This is a genomic window from Acinetobacter sp. KB005, assembly GCF_049949095.1.
GTDB classification, from domain to species: domain Bacteria; phylum Pseudomonadota; class Gammaproteobacteria; order Pseudomonadales; family Moraxellaceae; genus Acinetobacter; species Acinetobacter calcoaceticus.
The window spans coordinates 1,168,983-1,185,542 of the sequence record NZ_CP188191.1 but is presented as its reverse complement, the minus strand read 5'-3'; the positions used below and the strand labels follow the sequence as shown (position 1 = coordinate 1,185,542).

General features: G+C 38.9%; 14 protein-coding genes. 5 read left to right on the top strand and 9 right to left on the bottom strand.

Annotated features, from left to right (window positions below):
- Positions 1–70 precede the first annotated feature (70 nt).
- Positions 71–436: a MerR family transcriptional regulator gene (locus ACPF64_RS05825; protein WP_426455800.1), complete on the top strand. Its 366-nt coding sequence runs from the start codon at positions 71–73 to the stop codon at positions 434–436.
- Positions 437–457: 21 nt separating this feature from the next.
- Here ACPF64_RS05825 and ACPF64_RS05820 read toward each other — a convergent pair whose 3' ends face one another.
- Positions 458–1,216: a hypothetical protein gene (locus ACPF64_RS05820; RefSeq protein ID WP_311085318.1), complete on the bottom strand. Its 759-nt coding sequence runs from the start codon at positions 1,214–1,216 to the stop codon at positions 458–460.
- Positions 1,217–1,394: 178 nt separating this feature from the next.
- Here ACPF64_RS05820 and ACPF64_RS05815 point away from each other — a divergent pair, with 178 nt between their 5' ends.
- From ACPF64_RS05815 to ACPF64_RS05805, 3 genes are all read left to right on the top strand, one after another.
- Positions 1,395–2,096: a DsbA family oxidoreductase gene (locus ACPF64_RS05815; RefSeq protein WP_017391393.1), complete on the top strand. Its 702-nt coding sequence runs from the start codon at positions 1,395–1,397 to the stop codon at positions 2,094–2,096.
- A gap of 359 nt (positions 2,097–2,455) precedes the next feature.
- On the top strand, positions 2,456–3,598 hold the full coding sequence (locus tag ACPF64_RS05810; protein ID WP_231764193.1) for a hypothetical protein: 1,143 nt from the start codon (positions 2,456–2,458) through the stop codon (positions 3,596–3,598).
- A 124-nt stretch (positions 3,599–3,722) separates the two neighbouring features.
- A complete protein-coding gene (locus ACPF64_RS05805) occupies positions 3,723–4,625 on the top strand; it encodes a selenocysteine synthase (protein WP_426455799.1) in 903 nt (300 codons plus the stop codon).
- 82 nt (positions 4,626–4,707) lie between these two features.
- Here ACPF64_RS05805 and htpG read toward each other — a convergent pair whose 3' ends face one another.
- From htpG to ACPF64_RS05780, 5 genes are all read right to left on the bottom strand, one after another.
- Positions 4,708–6,627 carry a molecular chaperone HtpG gene (gene htpG, locus ACPF64_RS05800; protein WP_426455798.1) on the bottom strand — a complete coding sequence of 640 codons (1,920 nt, stop codon included), beginning with the start codon at positions 6,625–6,627 and terminating at the stop codon, positions 4,708–4,710.
- A 102-nt stretch (positions 6,628–6,729) separates the two neighbouring features.
- A complete protein-coding gene (locus ACPF64_RS05795; RefSeq protein WP_426455797.1) occupies positions 6,730–7,083 on the bottom strand; it encodes a lysozyme inhibitor LprI family protein in 354 nt (117 codons plus the stop codon).
- 188 nt (positions 7,084–7,271) lie between these two features.
- Positions 7,272–7,862 carry an OmpW/AlkL family protein gene (locus tag ACPF64_RS05790; RefSeq protein ID WP_426455796.1) on the bottom strand — a complete coding sequence of 197 codons (591 nt, stop codon included), beginning with the start codon at positions 7,860–7,862 and terminating at the stop codon, positions 7,272–7,274.
- Positions 7,863–8,191: 329 nt separating this feature from the next.
- The gene (locus ACPF64_RS05785; protein ID WP_426455795.1) at positions 8,192–9,616 is read right to left on the bottom strand and encodes a Na+/H+ antiporter family protein; all 1,425 of its coding nucleotides are present in this window, start codon (positions 9,614–9,616) and stop codon (positions 8,192–8,194) included.
- Between the two features lie 101 nt (positions 9,617–9,717).
- Complete coding sequence (locus ACPF64_RS05780; protein WP_426455794.1) at positions 9,718–10,596, bottom strand: alpha/beta fold hydrolase; 879 nt, start codon at positions 10,594–10,596, stop codon at positions 9,718–9,720.
- A gap of 117 nt (positions 10,597–10,713) precedes the next feature.
- Between ACPF64_RS05780 and ACPF64_RS05775 the strand changes: the two genes are divergently transcribed.
- On the top strand, positions 10,714–11,199 hold the full coding sequence (locus ACPF64_RS05775; protein WP_198079129.1) for a DUF4442 domain-containing protein: 486 nt from the start codon (positions 10,714–10,716) through the stop codon (positions 11,197–11,199).
- Between the two features lie 46 nt (positions 11,200–11,245).
- Here the strand turns inward: ACPF64_RS05775 and ACPF64_RS05770 are convergent, their stop codons facing one another.
- From ACPF64_RS05770 to rpoC, 3 genes are all read right to left on the bottom strand, one after another.
- Complete coding sequence (locus tag ACPF64_RS05770; RefSeq protein WP_045436909.1) at positions 11,246–11,602, bottom strand: hypothetical protein; 357 nt, start codon at positions 11,600–11,602, stop codon at positions 11,246–11,248.
- A gap of 218 nt (positions 11,603–11,820) precedes the next feature.
- Positions 11,821–12,186 carry a hypothetical protein gene (locus ACPF64_RS05765; protein WP_004640753.1) on the bottom strand — a complete coding sequence of 122 codons (366 nt, stop codon included), beginning with the start codon at positions 12,184–12,186 and terminating at the stop codon, positions 11,821–11,823.
- 170 nt (positions 12,187–12,356) lie between these two features.
- Complete coding sequence (gene rpoC, locus ACPF64_RS05760) at positions 12,357–16,550, bottom strand: DNA-directed RNA polymerase subunit beta' (RefSeq protein ID WP_017391399.1); 4,194 nt, start codon at positions 16,548–16,550, stop codon at positions 12,357–12,359.
- Positions 16,551–16,560 lie beyond the last annotated feature (10 nt).

Below are 16,560 nucleotides of genomic sequence, written 5' to 3'. Positions count from 1 at the left end.
GAACAAGTACCATTTTGAAAGATATAAACATGCTAAACTATGACACCACTGTTAAGGTCAACCCTATTTTATGAACCTTGCCAAAGTTGCCGAACTCACAAAAGTAAGCCCTCGTATGCTGCGTTATTATGAGAGTTTAGGGCTTATACAACCTCTTCGGGCGAGTAATAACTATCGAAGTTATACGCAAAAAGATATTGAAAATATTAAGAAAATTAAAATATTAAATGATGCAGGAATGAATCTAAAAGACATTCAGGCTTTGCTACCTTGTTTTGATTTAGATGAACGCGTATTTACGCTATGTTCAGTAGTTCAAGAAAAGCTGCAAACTGAGCTCATGCACGTGTCCCAGCAGTTAATCAAACTACAATCTTCTCAAAGTTTATTACAATCTTTTTTAACAAAAGGGAAAGCTGAGAGCACCAATCTATAAATTTTGATGCTCACGTTCAATTTATTCTTTTAAATCTCCCTCTAATGCAGCTACGTTCCTTTTCTTAATTTTTTCAACTTTTGCATTCAGCTTTAAAACATCTTGGTAAAGCTGGTTAAATTTTTTGACCTGAGCATTTTCATGAAAAAGAATCATTTGGTCTTTCTTTTGCCATGGATAGTTTTTTAGAAGTTTAAACATTTCTTCTGCTTTATCTAAAATTTGCAGTTCAATCATAAAAATTGCGTGATCTTGATCAGCCTTTTGTTGAGACCCCAATTTCATTTCCAGCAGTTGTCTCATCTCTGCATCCACAGATAATTCCTGAACTTTTGCTAAGAAAGTTTTATGAATTTTTTCATATTGAGTTTGATATTTATCTGAAGCCGTACGAACATCGGCTAACATTTTTTCTGTTTCCACATACTTCTGTTTTTTATCAAGATCTAAACGATCAACATTTAAAAAAGTATCCCACTTGGCTGCTTTTAATTCTCTTAAATATTCATTACGCGCATTTATATTTTGAATCCAATAACTTAAGAGAAATTCTGAAATTTGCTTATAGTGACCTGCTAAACGTTTATCGTGAATATCGAGCTGGACGGGTTTAGACCAGTCTTGTGCTTGGTCATAAAGCTGATTCATTTTTTCAGTCATGACCACATCAAACATTTGGCTACTGTCTTTGGCCTGTTGTTGTTTGATATGTTGATAGGTGAAAAAAATAATACTCGTGATAACAACCAGACTTGCAATTGCAATCAAAACTCGGCGCATACACACCTCCTATTTCCCTTCTTATAGTTTTGCTCTTTATAGTTATGAAATAGAGCTTATATCTTCTTTATATGCCATTTATTTCACAATACGCAACACTCTATTCGCTATTCAAAGCTTTAAATCCTTATCCATCATCCCTATTATGATGGGTAATTAAAATTTATGAGATTCTCCCATGCGTGTTGATGTCTGGTCTGATGTAGTTTGTCCTTTCTGTTATATCGGCAAAAAACGCCTTGAACATGTAGCTGCTGAAGCAGGTATTGAGCTTGAAGTTCACTGGCATAGCTTTGAATTAGATCCTGATGCGCCAGCAAAACATGACACATCAAATACAGAACGTTTGGCTAAAAAATACGGCCGTACCTATGAAGAGATGGAAGAAATGGAGCGCAATATTGCAGCCATGGCTGCCTCTGAAGGTATTGATTTCCAATGGCAAAAGGCTAACTCTGGCAATAGTTTCAATGCACACCGTATTATTCACCTTGCGCAAAGCAAAGGTTTAGGCAACCAAGCAAAAGAAGCTTTTTTCCATGCTTATATGACCGAAGGCCTGGCAATTGGCGAACGTGAGGTTGTTGAAGAAATCGCTTCTCGTATTGGCCTTGATAATGCCGAAGTTGAATTTGTATTAGATACAAATGAACTATCTGACTTTGTTCGTCATGACGAAAAAATTGCGAAAGAGCAGTTAAATGTTACTGGCGTGCCATTTTTTGTATTTGACCAAAGAATTGCGCTCGCAGGGGCTCAACCACGTGACGTCTTTTTAAACGTCTTAGAGCAAGCACAGCTCAAAGCAAATGCTGAAGAAGTTGAACAGGATGATGCGGCTGTTTGTAATGATGAATCATGTGATATTCCACAGAAATAAATCAACACAATTAAAAGTGTGATTAAATCGTATGTTTTATCACCATTTTAGCAATAGAGCGTTCTAAAAAAAGAACTATCCAATTGTTTAAAATCAGTTTATCATTGCCGCTTAGAATATTCGCGCTGTAATGTTCTGTTTTTTATGTGTTTAATGATCGGAATTTGAAGTTTCCTTGATCTATCATCCCCCTTAAATGGGGGATTTTTTTATGTAAAAATAATCGCTACTAGCTTAAACTTTTTAATTTATTTCAAATATGTAAGAAAAGTTAAATTTACTTAACTTTTGTGTCGCCCTCTTGATTTTATTAGAAAAATCAACAAAAGTGGAAACAACAACAAAACATAAAGATAGATATGAAAACATTTCACGTAATTCCTTATCGGCAGCTTTTTGCACTTTTAACGCTTGGGTTTGGTTCGGTGTGCATAACTCATGCAGAGGCAACTCATACTTCTTCAACTCAAATGGTAGAAGGTTCAAGCTCTGGAGTACAAACAGAAGCCACAACGGATGAGAATCTTCTAGATCAGATCCCACGTTGGGTGGACGCGACCCCCACCATTTTTCCAGAGCAGTCCAATCAACCTATTGTTCCACCTACCGAACAAACAGAAGATCAAACATGGGTTGACCGTAAACAAAAGAACATTCGTAATTGGGCCGATCGTACTTCTGAAAAAATTGACAACTGGTTTGGTGAAGTTGATCCAAAGAAACCTGCGACAGCAACTATTCGCGTAATGGTCGATAACTATTGGAATGAATACGATAACTTTGAAATTAAGCCCAGAATTCGCGGTAGGATTAAGCTACCTACTCTAGAAAAACGTCTAAGCGTGGTATTTGGTGATGACTCTCTAGATAACGAATTTGATAATAGCCCAGCCAATATTAACCAAAACCCGAATCAAGATTCAAATAAGAAGCTAGATGGTAAGCAAACTCGAGATGACAACAGTTCAATCGCATTACGTTGGTCAGATTTCTCAAAAAAATTGCCTTTTGAAACAGATGCTGACTTAGGTATTCGTTCTGGAGACGATATTTACGTTCGTTTAAAAGCATCGAGAGATTGGCAATTACGTAATGATTTTAAATTTTATGCAGAGCAAATTTATCGTTATGGCATAGACAGTGAAAACTACTTACGTACTAATCTTGAACTTACACATGCTAGACCAAACCAACCGATTTTATCGAATCAGTTCAGCCTGACCTACGCCGATGATCAAGATGATGATCTAGCTTGGGAAAACCGTACTTTCCGCGAGCATAATTTCTTTGCAAATAACCGTTTTAACTATGGTATTTATACCAGTGGTTATTACAACGACAATGACTTACGTTTAAATAGCTGGGGGCCTTTTGTTTCATGGCGTCAACCCGTTTTACGTGAATGGTTCTTTGTTCAGGGAGATGTAAATTACTTTAATGACCACCGTGAAGATCGCAACCATTTCGTCAGCACATTCTTACGTCTAGAAGCACTTTTTTAAGCCTACAAACATCACCTTGGAACCTTCATCCAAGGTGATGAATAATAAAACACTTTTAAATAAAAATTTAAGCTTAGCCTCGTAAAATATTATTCTAATTTTTGATTCTTTTTTATTCTGAACGATGAATCAATTCTCTTCTTTTTCATTTCACTACAGATCAACTGTCTTAGTTTGTATTTATAGTCTGGGCGTATTGGCTTTACTTCCACATACTCAATTTTTTTACAGTTCTATAAAGCACCAACGTTCAAGACGACATTCCTACTCGTCGAACCAACTCAGCAAAGTAAAAAGACTATCTCTGCCATTTGCACTCTCTCCTTGTGAAATAGAGACAAATAATGCTTTACCCGATGTAACCTTAATTCAAGAACTTATGGCTGTATTTGGAAATGATACGTTATGGAAGCGTGCAACCCAGCCTGAACACCCTTATAAAGCCTTAGGTAAGAAAAAGAAGAAAGCATCATCAAATCAAATTGAACCAACTAATCCACTCACTGCAAGCTGGACCACCATTTCAACCTGGATGCCTTTTGAAAATAATCTTGATTTAGGTTCAAACTCAGAAAGTGATGTCTATGTACAATTTTTGGCCAAAAAAAAATGGAATTTAAGGCATAACATTAGTTTGGATACAGAACAGATATTTCGTTACGGTTCGACCAGCCGGCACTACACTGAAACCACCTTAAACCTAACGCAGAAAATGCAAGATAACACATTATTTTCTAATAAATTTAATGTAAACAAGGGCGAAAATGAAGATTACAACTGGGGAAATTGGACTTTTCAACAATTTGAGTTTGTAAAAGATAATAGTCTGACTTACGGCGTTTATAGTGGTGGCGTATATACCAAAAATGATATGCGACTAAATAGCTGGGGACCTTACATTTCATGGCGCCAGCCTTTGTGGCGAAATTGGCTTTTTATGCAAAATGACCTTAATTTTTTTAACCATATTGATGATGATCCGAGACATCAACTCAGCGTTCAAATGAATCTAGAAGCTAATTTTTAGTCAAAAATTACCAAATTGTGGATAACTCTTTCTTTATCCACAAAAAAGCCCCTGAAGGTTCAGAGGCTTTTTTTATACTGAATTATTTCAGCAATAAGCTGTTAATACGTTTTACATAAGCTGCCGGGTCTTCAGGCAAACCGCCTTCAGCAATAACGGCCTGATCGAAAATCACATTTGCCAAATCATCAAAATGTTCTGAACCTTCAAGTTTTTTCACTAATGGATGTTCAGGATTAATTTCTAAAATTGGTTTGATTTCAGGAACTTCTTGCCCCGCTTGTTTTAACATGCGAATAAGTTGAGGTGATAACTCACCTTCGCTTGTTACTAAACACGCAGGAGAGTCGACCAGACGCGTGGTTACGCGTACTTCTTTGGTTTTCGCTTTCAATGAATCACTTAGCTTATCAACAACAGGTTTGAATTGTTCAGCTGCTTGCTCAAGTGCCTTTTTCTCTTCAGCATCTTGCAAATCACCTAAATCAACCGCGCCTTTAGAAACATTCTTTAATGGCGTACCTTCAAACTCTTGAACAAAGTTCATTGCCCATTCGTCAACACGCTCTGCCATTAATAAGACTTCAATGCCTTTTTTCTTGAACAACTCAAGCTGAGGCGAGTTTTTCGCTGCCGCTAAACTGTCAGCAGTCACATAGTAGATGGCTTTTTGGCCCTCTTTCATACGTGCCTTATAGTCAGCAAAAGAAGTCGTCACTTCATCATTTGTTGAAGTCGCGTAACGTAATAATTTTAAAATACGTTCGCGGTTACCAAAGTCTTCGCCCAAGCCTTCTTTAATGACTGAACCAAACTCACTATAGAAGGTCTTGAATTTTTCTTGGTCTTGTTCATCTTCCGATTTAGCTAAACCATCAAGCACAGTTAATACACGGCGTGCATTACCTTCACGAATCGTTTTTACATCACGACTTTCTTGTAGCAACTCACGGCTTACATTAAGCGGTAAGTCGGCACTATCCACCACACCTTGAACAAAACGTAGATAATTTGGAATTAAATTATCTGCATCGTCCATAATGAACACGCGTTTCACATAGAGCTTAATGCCCGCTTTGGCTTCACGAGTAAAAATGTCATGTGGTGCTTTGCTTGGAATATAAAGTAACTGTGTATATTCGGTACTACCTTCAACGCGGTTATGCGCCCAAGCTAGTGGTGCACCAAAGTCATGAGTTAAGTTTTTATAGAACTCAATATACTGCTCTTCAGTCACTTCACTTTTGTTGCGTGTCCATAAAGCACTGGCTGAGTTAATCGCTTCCCACTCGCCAGTTTTAACCATTTGACCGCCTTTAGACTCTTCGCCTTCAGCCGCCTCTTCTTCCTGCCAAACTTCTTTTTGCATTTCAATTGGCAAGCTAATGTGGTCAGAGTATTTATTAACGATCTGCTTAACTTTATAAGATTCTAAATAATCAAGCGCATCATCACGCAAGTGAAGAATGATGTCAGTACCACGTGAAGCCTTATCAATTTGCTGAACTTCAAACTCACCTGTACCGCCGCTAATCCAACACACCCCTTCAGATGCATCTAGACCTGCACGGCGTGATTCCACCGTAATTTTATCGGCAACAATGAAACCTGAGTAAAAGCCAACACCAAATTGACCAATCAACTGAGCATCTGCTTTTTGATCACCAGTCAATTTTGACATGAAATCTTTAGTACCCGATTTCGCAATCGTACCCAAGTTATCAATCGCCTCTTGCTGGTTTAAACCAATACCGTTATCAGAAATCGTTAACGTTTTATCTTCTTTATTTAAAATGACTCTTACATGTAAATCTGGATCATTTTCATAATATTCAGGATGATTAATTCCTTCAAAGCGTAACTTATCACATGCATCTGATGCATTAGAGATAAGCTCGCGTAAGAAAATCTCAGGGTTAGAATAGAGAGAATGCGTCACTAAATGTAAAAGCTGTGCAACTTCCGCTTGGAAACTATAATTTTGTGATGCTTGTTCACTCATAAATCACTCCTTAAATTTTGAAGTCTGTTTGTTCTCGAATGCTTTATGAATGGAGTACTTCTAGAATTTTTCAATCCTGAATATTAAAAATTTTTACTCTAATTAAAATGGACCATGGCTTAGCACTCTATCTTGCAATATTGTGTCTAACTGCTTTTGACGTTGTTGATAAGCTTTAGCAATACAACTTACACCAGCCGCACAAGCATTTCTTTTTTTCAGCCATTGCTGCTGAGCATCTTTTTGATTATCACGTCCGCCCATTGGTAAAGCATGCAGAACAATTTGATAGGTTGTTGCCATTTTTACATCTGCATCATTTAAGGAACGGTTTTTACAAATACTTTTTTCCGTTTTCGTTTTTGCAGCATCACACGAGAAACTTGCGGCTTGCAAACTCTGTGTAAAAGCAATACCACTAAAAACAGCCAAACATATCGCTAATTTTTTGTTCATGATTTTATTTCCATGTTTTGTAATGAATAAAAATTAGTTTAGAAAAAAATATGCATAAGATGTGTAGAAAACTGTCTGTTTTATGCTTTTTTTAGTGCAAGTAAAACTCATAAAAAAACCTCACATAAAATATATGTGAGGTGCCTGAGTCGAGGTTTATTATTATATTGTTCTATTTATTATTATGCTTAAAATTTATAGCTATAACCTAAAGTGTAAACAAACGGATTAATATCTAAATCAAACTTATAATTAGCAACTGAAGGATCAATTGTTACTTCAGGACTAATATCCATATAACGAACATCTACAAATACTCCCCAGTTTTTAGCATCAGCAGGTTGGAAGTTAAAACCAACTTGTCCCGCTACACCAAAATCTTCTTTAACTTTTACCGCTACCCCTTCTTCATCCCAAGGAATAAATGCTGTAGCACCAACACCAATATATGGTGTGAAACGTGTCGAGTTTTTAAAATGGTATTTGGCAGTAATCGTTGGCGGTAACTGTTTAATACGCGCTACATTTTTCCCATCTAGCAATACATCATGATTAATAGGTGTTGCTAATAATAACTCTGCCGAAAATGGAGATTGACCAAAAAAGTATTCTACTGATGGCGTAAATGCATATTCATTATCTGCTTTTACCACACCCAAAGGAGTTGTTGTGTCTTCTGAGGGAGCAATAACACTCCCACCAAATTTAACTTGCCAGTTACCAGCAAAAGTAAAAGAAGACATCCCCATTAATGCAACAACCAAAGTTTTTTTGAACACTTTAATATCTCCAAACTTATTTATATTTATAATAAACATGTATTTTAAAATCATGCAATACTCATTATAAAATTATTTTATCGTTTATTTTTAAATATCTGTTTTAAATAAAATTATATATTAACCAACCATTTCAATTGGTTTTAAACCCAACCCTATTAATCAAGATTATTTTATATTACCAACCATTTTAATATACTTTTTAATTCTGAGTATTTTAATATAATTTATTTTAAATACATCTTTCATTTAATCAATAAAAAACCTTCTTAATTTAAATCTAAAGATCATCATTAAGAAGGTTAATCATTCAATATTTTATAAAAAATTTATAAAACCATTGCAGCAATCCAGCCAAAAATTAATAGCGGAATATTAAAATGAATAAATGTAGGTACAACCGTATCCCAAATATGATCGTGTTGCCCATCTACACCTAAACCAGCTGTTGGTCCTAAGGTTGAATCAGAAGCTGGTGAACCTGCATCACCTAATGCTGCTGCAGTCCCAATGAGGGCAATAGTCGCTAACGGTGAAAATCCAAACTGTACGCATAAAGGTACATAAATGACAGCAAGTACAGGTACACTTGAGAAAGATGAACCAATACCAATTGTGACAAATAAACCAATGCATAGCATTAAGAAAGCTGCGAGTGCACGATTATCTCCAATAATATCGACTACACCGTTCACTAGCTGATTAATATCTCCCGTATGGGTCATCACTGATGCGAAGCCCGCAGCGGAAATCATAATGAAACCCACCAAGGCCATCATCCGCATGCCTTGTACAAAGACATCATCTGCATCTTGCCACTTAAAAATTCCAGCAGTAGATAAAACAGCAAAACCGACTAAACCGCCCAAAATCATTGACCCGGAATAGAGCTGTGCAGCGAGTGTCAGACCGATTGCAAGGAGTGCCATAAAAATGGTTTTCTTTGCAATCACTGGTGCCTGCTCTGCCTCATGCTTTAACTCTTCAGCATCTGCTTTTAAGTCAGCTGTTTCGACTTGAGTAGTTGCACGAAGAGGCTTATCTAAATCAATCGTTGTAGTTGGCGTAATAGCGCGATCGGCATAAATCCTTGGTTTACGGTAGCTAATAAATACAGCAACCAAAGTACCTAAAACCATTCCTAAAACTGGAATGGCCATGCCAACTGACATCATCCCACGCTCTACATGTAAGCCGTACGCTGCACCGACCTTGTTAATATTTCCCATCAAAATTTGTTCAAGGAAAATTGCACCAAACCCAACCGGAAGAAAAATATAAGTTCCGACCAAACCTAAAGTAAGCACACAGGCTGCGGCTCTACGGTCTAACTTTAAATGGTTCATTACCCGTAATAATGGCGGAACGAGTACAGGAATAAAGGCAATATGAACCGGAATAAGGTTCTGAGAGAAAATAGCTGAAATAAGTAAAATACCTAATAGTAGATATTTCACTTTAGTTTGACGGCTTTTTCCCGCTTCCATTCCCAACAAACCAATAAGTTTATGAGCAAGTAAATCAGGTAAACCAGATTTTGAAAGTGCTAGAGCGAATGCTCCTAGCACTGCATAGGCAAGTGCGACTTCAGCACCATCACCAAGACCAGCGTTAAAGGCATCAACGGTTTGAGAAAGGCTTAAACCTGCTACGAGGCCGCCTACAATGGCAGAAACCACTAAAGTCAGTACGACAGAAACGCGTGCCAGTGATAATAAAAACATCACTGCAATCGCAATAACGACAGCATTCATGAATAAATTCAGAGCAAAACAAAAGGCGACATTCTACCAGATTCAGATCTATGAAGCCGAAAATATCGCCGAATTAACTGTTTTATGCAGTCACTCAATCATTAAGCTTGAGCCTTAATAAACTGACGAATATGATCTGCAATTTTTGCAGGCTCACTCAGAATTGCCCAGTGATTTGCTTCAAGCTCTACATATTCAAATTTTTCTACCCACTCTGGCATAGCCTCAGTGATATATTCAGGGCTCACAAAAGTATCATATTTTAAAATAACTGCTTTAACTGGACATTGCGCATAACGTTGACGTGGGCCAGTTAAACGAGGAATAAAATTGGCACGATATAAATTAATGCCATATTTACCATCAGCATTAATATTATTATTTAAAGGTAAATTACTTTTCCTCTCTAACTGAGTCAGCACTTTCCCCCATTTTTCAGGGCTAAAAAGAGACCACACTGTTGGTGCTAGTAATGGGAGATGGAATGCACCGATATACCAAGATTTGGTTAATATTTTTAAGATTTGACCTGGTGAAGATTTAAATTTATCACGTAAGAACAAGGCTGCATGATCAAGACATGGCCCAGAAATTGTTGTATATGACAATAAACGCCCTTTAAATTTAGGCTCTGTTGCCGACTCCCAAGACTGGATAGAACCCCAATCGTGCGCAGCCATATGAAATTGACGATTTGGTAATAATTCATCAACGACTTCTTGTAAGTCTAGAGATAAACGCTCTAAACGGTAATCACGAATACGTTTTGGTATAGATGACAAACCCGCCCCACGTACATCATAGGTGACAATGTAGAAGTCATTGATTAAATGCTCAATGATTGATTCCCATACTTCTTGATTGTCAGGATAACCATGTACTAAAACCAACGGTGTATTTTTTTCGTCGCCCCATGTCTTGGCACAAAGCGTTTGTTGGTCACTTGTTGTTACTGTATGAACTTTTGGCTGCATAATCATTTCCTATCTTGTTTTTCAATCGATCATGTCGTTAGTCGGATAGAGCATTGCCATCAATATAAAAAAGATGATACTTATCTAGTATGAATACTGTTTCAATAAAAAAAATTGACTATTATGGCTATTTTAAGAAGACTTCAGAACAATCCTACGATTTCAAAATTTCTATTTAATCACTACCCTCCTTATCGCGGAGCAGGGATTTATATTGAAATCATGAATTTAGAACTTTGTCATGTACGAGTAAAAATGCCTCTGACTTGGAAAAACCAAAATTTGGTTGGAACGCATTTCGGGGGCAGTATTTATTCAATGGTTGATCCATTTTATATGATGATTCTGCTGCATCATCTCGGATCAAAATATATTGTTTGGGATAAAGCTGCTGAAATTAATTTTCTTTCCCCTGGTCGAAGCACTGTGCATGCAGATATTCGAGTCGACTTGGCTGAAATTGAGCAAATTCGTAAACTTGCCGACAACTTCGAACCTGTTTTAAGAACCTATCATTTAAACATTTTTGATGAAACTGGAGTAAGAATTGCTGAAGTTCAAAAAACGCTTTATATCAGACGTAAAAAAGCAAAACCCTTTCAACAATAAAAATAAGCGCTGAATAAGCGCTTATTTTTATTCAATCAATAGGGTGTTATCTTTTTTCTTCAATCGCTGCACCAGCACCACCACCGATCGCACCGCCAATTGCAGCACCAGAGTCACCACCCAATATTGCTTTACCTACCACAGAACCGATACCCGCTCCGATCGCACTCTTAGTCGTGGTTTGCTTACTACCGCCTTGGCTATTTGAACCAACACCAGCACCTACTGCTGCACCTAAGCCCGCACCAACACCACCGCCTACATGGTTACCTAAGCCACCACCTAGTGCTCCACCTGCTGCTGCTGCACCAATACGCTGGTCAGATGGACTCATATTTTGGCAACCCGTAAGCATAAGTGTAGAAAGCATCACAGCAGAAACTAATCCAATTGTTTTTTTCATGACCATACTCACTATTATCTCTTCTAATAAAAAGCATAATCCTCTTTTATGAGGAATTTGATCAGATTGTGTTATTCGTCTGTCCTAATCGATTGATATTTTGTAAAGCTCTTCCTTTTATACCTATTCACTGAAATTTTAATTATAAAAAAGGCCATAAAAAAGAAGTCTCTAATAAGATAAAGACTTCTAAGGTTTAAACATTATTAAGGGTACTTTTAGTACTTCCCTTTCTTCTCTTCATAGGCTGCGCCTGCACTACCACCTAGTGCTCCGCCTGCAGCAGCACCAGTATCGCCACCAATTATTGCCCCACCTAACACGGCACCCACACCGGCACCAATTGCACTATTACGTACTGTTTTACTATTGGACCCTTTTGCATTAGCTGCAACACCTGCACCAAGTGCCGCTCCTAAACCTGCACCAATATTACCGCCCACATGTTTTCCTACAGCCCCGCCTGCACCACCACCAATCGCAGCTGAACCAATACGTTTACTTTCTGGGCTTGCATTTTGACAACCAACAAGCAAAGTTGTTGACATCAGGCCAACACTAACAATCATCATCATTTTTTTCATTAGATTTACTCCAGTCTTCATAAGCATGTAGCCTAATACGTTTTTGTGGAGGGTTTATCCCGCTTAAGTAATGAAATAATGGCTCTTCAATATGTTTTTGTAATTACCACTTTTAATTGTTATAAATAAAAAAGGCACCCTTAGGTGCCTTTTTTACTGCCAGTCTAAACTTAGAATTGTTCTGAGTTTAATGCTTGGCTGAATGCTTGGTCTACTTCGCTGAAGTCATTGTGAAGCTCATGTTCAGCAGCTTCTGCTTCTTGACGACGACGTTCTAGGTGATATGCAAGACCAGTACCAGCTGGAATCAAGCGACCTACTACAACGTTTTCTTTCAAGCCACGTAAATCATCTTCTTTACCTGTTACAGCCGCTTCAGTTAACACACGAGTTGTTTCCTGGAACGATGCAGCAGAGATGAACGAGTCAGTAGAAAGCGATGCTTTAGTGATACCCATCAATAGACGTTCGAACTTCGCAGGGAACTTGTTCTGAGCCAAGACAGCTTGGTTCTCTTGAACAACGCGGATGTAATCCACTTGCTCGCCTTTGATGAAGCTTGTATCGCCACCATCAGTGATATCAACTTTACGCAACATTTGACGTACGATAACTTCAATATGTTTGTCGTTGATTTTTACACCTTGGAGACGGTATACGTCTTGAACTTCGTTCACGATGTAGTTAGTTAAAGCAACTTCACCTTTCAAACGTAAGATGTCATGCGGGTTTTGTGGACCATCAGAAACAGTTTCACCACGGTTCACATGCTCGCCTTCGAACACGTTGATTTGACGCCATTTTGGAATCAACTCTTCGTAGATCTCAGAACCATCATCAGGGCTAATTACAAGACGGTTTTTACCCTTAGTCTCTTTACCGAAGCTTACAACACCTGAAACTTCAGCAAGAATTGCATGTTCTTTCGGCTTACGTGCTTCGAACAAGTCAGCTACACGCGGAAGACCACCGGTAATATCACGAGTACGTGATGTTTCTTGTGGTACACGACCAATAACGTCACCCACACCAATCGTTTCGCCATCGCGAACAGTTACGATTGTGTTTTGTGGCAAGAAGTAGAACTGTTCGCCGCCATCTGTGGTATCCAACACGATTGCAGGACGTAAATCTTTACCAGAAGCAGGACGAGCTGTTACAGGCAAGATTTCAACGGTAGTCATACCAGTTGCATCATCAGTTTTTGATGTTGCAGTTACACCATCAGCGATTTGGCTGAAACGTGCTTTACCAGCAACTTCTGTAACAAGTGGATGCGTATGCGGATCCCAAGTCGCCACAATACCGCCAGCTTCTACAGATTCACCATCTTTCAACAAGATGCTTGCACCGTAAGGAAGTTTATAGCGCTCGCGTTCACGACCTAAATCATCGGCAATACCAATTTCACCTGAACGAGAAACTGAAACCAAGTGACCTTTTGCATGTTGTACAGTTTTCACGTTATGGAAACGTACAGTACCTTTGTTACGTACTTGAACACTGTTTGCAGCAGAAGTTCGGCTCGCAGCACCACCAACGTGGAACGTACGCATCGTTAACTGTGTACCTGGTTCACCAATAGACTGTGCTGCCATTACACCTACTGATTCACCTGGGTTAACCAAGTGACCACGTGCAAGGTCACGGCCATAACATCTAGCACATACACCAAAAGCAGATTCACAAGCAATTACTGAACGTACTTTGACTTCATCCACACCCGCTTCTTCAAGATGAGCTGCGATTTTTTCGTCAATTAACGTACCGCGAGGTAATACAACTTCATCATCAGACGCACGACGTACATCTTCAGCAGTTACACGACCTAATACACGGTCACGTAATGGCTCGATAACATCGCCACCTTGAATGAATGGAGTCATTACTAGACCACCCGCTGTACCACAGTCAGGCTCAGTAATTACCAAATCTTGTGCTACGTCTACAAGACGACGTGTCAAGTAACCAGAGTTCGCAGTTTTTAATGCTGTATCGGCCAAACCTTTACGCGCACCGTGCGTTGAAATGAAGTACTGAAGTACTGTCAAACCTTCACGGAAGTTCGCTTTAATCGGCGTTTCGATAATCGAACCGTCTGGTTTTGCCATCAAACCACGCATACCAGCAAGCTGACGAATCTGTGCCGCACTACCACGGGCACCAGAGTCAGACATCATATAGATGCTGTTGAATGATTTTTGCTTCTCGTCTTCACCTTGTTTGTTTTTCACAACGGTATAAGACAAGTTATCCATCATTGCTTTAGCAACTTGGTCGTTTGTACGCGCCCAGATATCGACAACTTTGTTATAACGCTCACCAGCAGTTACGAAACCTTGTTCGAACTGTTGTTCGATTTCACGAACTTCTGTTTCTGCTTTATCAATAATTGTGTGCTTAGTAGGTGGAATTAACATGTCTTCCATACCTACAGATACACCTGAACGAGTCGCTTGACGGAAGCCCAAGTACATTAATTGGTCAGCAAAGATAACTGTATCTTTCAAACCAAGTTTACGGTAACAAGAGTTGATTAACTTTGAGATATTCTTTTTAGTCATCTCAAGGTTGATCATGTCAAAGCTTAAGCCTTGTGGAACAACTTCCCAAAGCAAACAGCGACCTGGTGTTGTCTCAACAATAATAGTGCCGTGTTCACGTTCACCATCTTCATTGATAACAGTTTGATGTACACGTACTTTAACACGAGCATGAATCGCAACCTGACCAGTTGCAAGTGCACGGTTTACTTCGTGAGTATCAGCAAACACCATGCCTTCGCCTTTAGCATTTACTGCATCACGTGTGATGTAGTAAAGACCCAAGACAACGTCCTGAGAAGGAACGATGATCGGCTCACCATTTGCTGGTGACAAGATGTTGTTTGTTGACATCATCAATGCACGAGCTTCTAACTGTGCTTCAAGTGTCAATGGAACGTGTACCGCCATTTGGTCACCATCGAAGTCGGCGTTAAACGCAGCACAAACGAGTGGGTGAAGACGGATTGCCTTACCTTCAATAAGAATAGGTTCAAATGCTTGAAGACCTAAACGGTGAAGTGTTGGCGCACGGTTCAACATTACTGGATGTTGACGAATTACAGAAGCAAGAACGTCCCAAACTTCTGGAGTCTCACGCTCAACCATTTTCTTCGCAGCTTTAATGGTTGTTGCCTGACCTGAAGCTTGTAGTTTCGCGAAAATGAATGGCTTGAATAATTCAAGTGCCATTTTCTTCGGAAGACCACATTGGTGAAGGCGTAAAGTAGGACCTACAGTAATTACCGAACGACCAGAATAGTCAACACGCTTACCAAGTAAGTTCTGACGGAAACGACCTTGTTTACCTTTGATCATATCTGCCAAAGATTTTAATGGACGTTTGTTAGAACCAGTAATTGCACGACCACGACGACCGTTATCAAGCAATGCATCTACAGACTCTTGTAACATACGTTTTTCGTTACGTACGATAATGTCTGGTGCTGCAAGATCAAGAAGGCGCTTCAAACGGTTGTTACGGTTAATGACACGACGATATAAATCGTTCAAGTCAGAAGTCGCGAAACGACCACCTTCAAGTGGAACTAATGGACGTAAATCAGGTGGAAGTACCGGAAGTACATTCATCACCATCCATTCTGGCTTATTGTTTGAATCGTTGAATGCTTCCATCAATTTCAAGCGTTTAGACGCTTTTTTCAACTTCGTTTCAGAAGTTGTTTGAGGAATTTCTTCACGTAAACGTGCGATTTCAGCTTCAAGATCGATATCTTTTAATAAGTCCTGAATCGCTTCTGCACCCATTTTCGCAGTGAATTCATCACCGTGTTCTTCAAGTGCATTGAAGTATTCTTCGTCTGTTAAAAGTTGATACTTTTCAAACGGAGTCATACCAGGATCAGTTACAACGTATGATTCGAAATACAATACACGTTCGATATCACGAAGCGTCATATCAAGTAATAAACCGATACGAGATGGTAACGATTTTAAGAACCAGATATGTGCAACTGGAGAAGCAAGTTCAATGTGACCCATACGTTCACGACGAACTTTCGCTGTAGTTACTTCAACGCCACATTTTTCACAAATGACGCCTTTGTATTTCATACGCTTGTATTTACCACACAAGCATTCGTAATCTTTTACTGGACCAAAAATTTTGGCACAGAACAAACCGTCACGTTCTGGTTTGAAAGTACGGTAGTTAATTGTCTCAGGTTTTTTAACTTCACCATGAGACCATGACTTAATCATTTCTGGTGACGCAAGACCAATACGGATACGGTCAAACTCAATTGGTGCATGACCATCTGAGTCCGTTTTCTTACGCATGATATCGAGCAAGTCTTTCAATTTTTTTCTC

Excerpts from the sequence above, each read along its gene's own strand:
- ACPF64_RS05825 (WP_426455800.1), top strand. The coding sequence starts at position 71 with ATGAACCTTGCCAAAGTTGCCGAACTCACAAAAGTAAGCCCTCGTATG.
- ACPF64_RS05820 (WP_311085318.1), bottom strand. The coding sequence starts at position 1,216 with ATGCGCCGAGTTTTGATTGCAATTGCAAGTCTGGTTGTTATCACGAGT.
- ACPF64_RS05815 (WP_017391393.1), top strand. The coding sequence starts at position 1,395 with ATGCGTGTTGATGTCTGGTCTGATGTAGTTTGTCCTTTCTGTTATATC.
- ACPF64_RS05810 (WP_231764193.1), top strand. The coding sequence starts at position 2,456 with ATGAAAACATTTCACGTAATTCCTTATCGGCAGCTTTTTGCACTTTTA.
- ACPF64_RS05805 (WP_426455799.1), top strand. The coding sequence starts at position 3,723 with ATGAATCAATTCTCTTCTTTTTCATTTCACTACAGATCAACTGTCTTA.
- htpG (WP_426455798.1), bottom strand. The coding sequence starts at position 6,627 with ATGAGTGAACAAGCATCACAAAATTATAGTTTCCAAGCGGAAGTTGCA.
- ACPF64_RS05795 (WP_426455797.1), bottom strand. The coding sequence starts at position 7,083 with ATGAACAAAAAATTAGCGATATGTTTGGCTGTTTTTAGTGGTATTGCT.
- ACPF64_RS05785 (WP_426455795.1), bottom strand. The coding sequence starts at position 9,616 with ATGAATGCTGTCGTTATTGCGATTGCAGTGATGTTTTTATTATCACTG.
- ACPF64_RS05780 (WP_426455794.1), bottom strand. The coding sequence starts at position 10,596 with ATGATTATGCAGCCAAAAGTTCATACAGTAACAACAAGTGACCAACAA.
- ACPF64_RS05775 (WP_198079129.1), top strand. The coding sequence starts at position 10,714 with ATGGCTATTTTAAGAAGACTTCAGAACAATCCTACGATTTCAAAATTT.
- ACPF64_RS05770 (WP_045436909.1), bottom strand. The coding sequence starts at position 11,602 with ATGAAAAAAACAATTGGATTAGTTTCTGCTGTGATGCTTTCTACACTT.
- ACPF64_RS05765 (WP_004640753.1), bottom strand. The coding sequence starts at position 12,186 with ATGAAAAAAATGATGATGATTGTTAGTGTTGGCCTGATGTCAACAACT.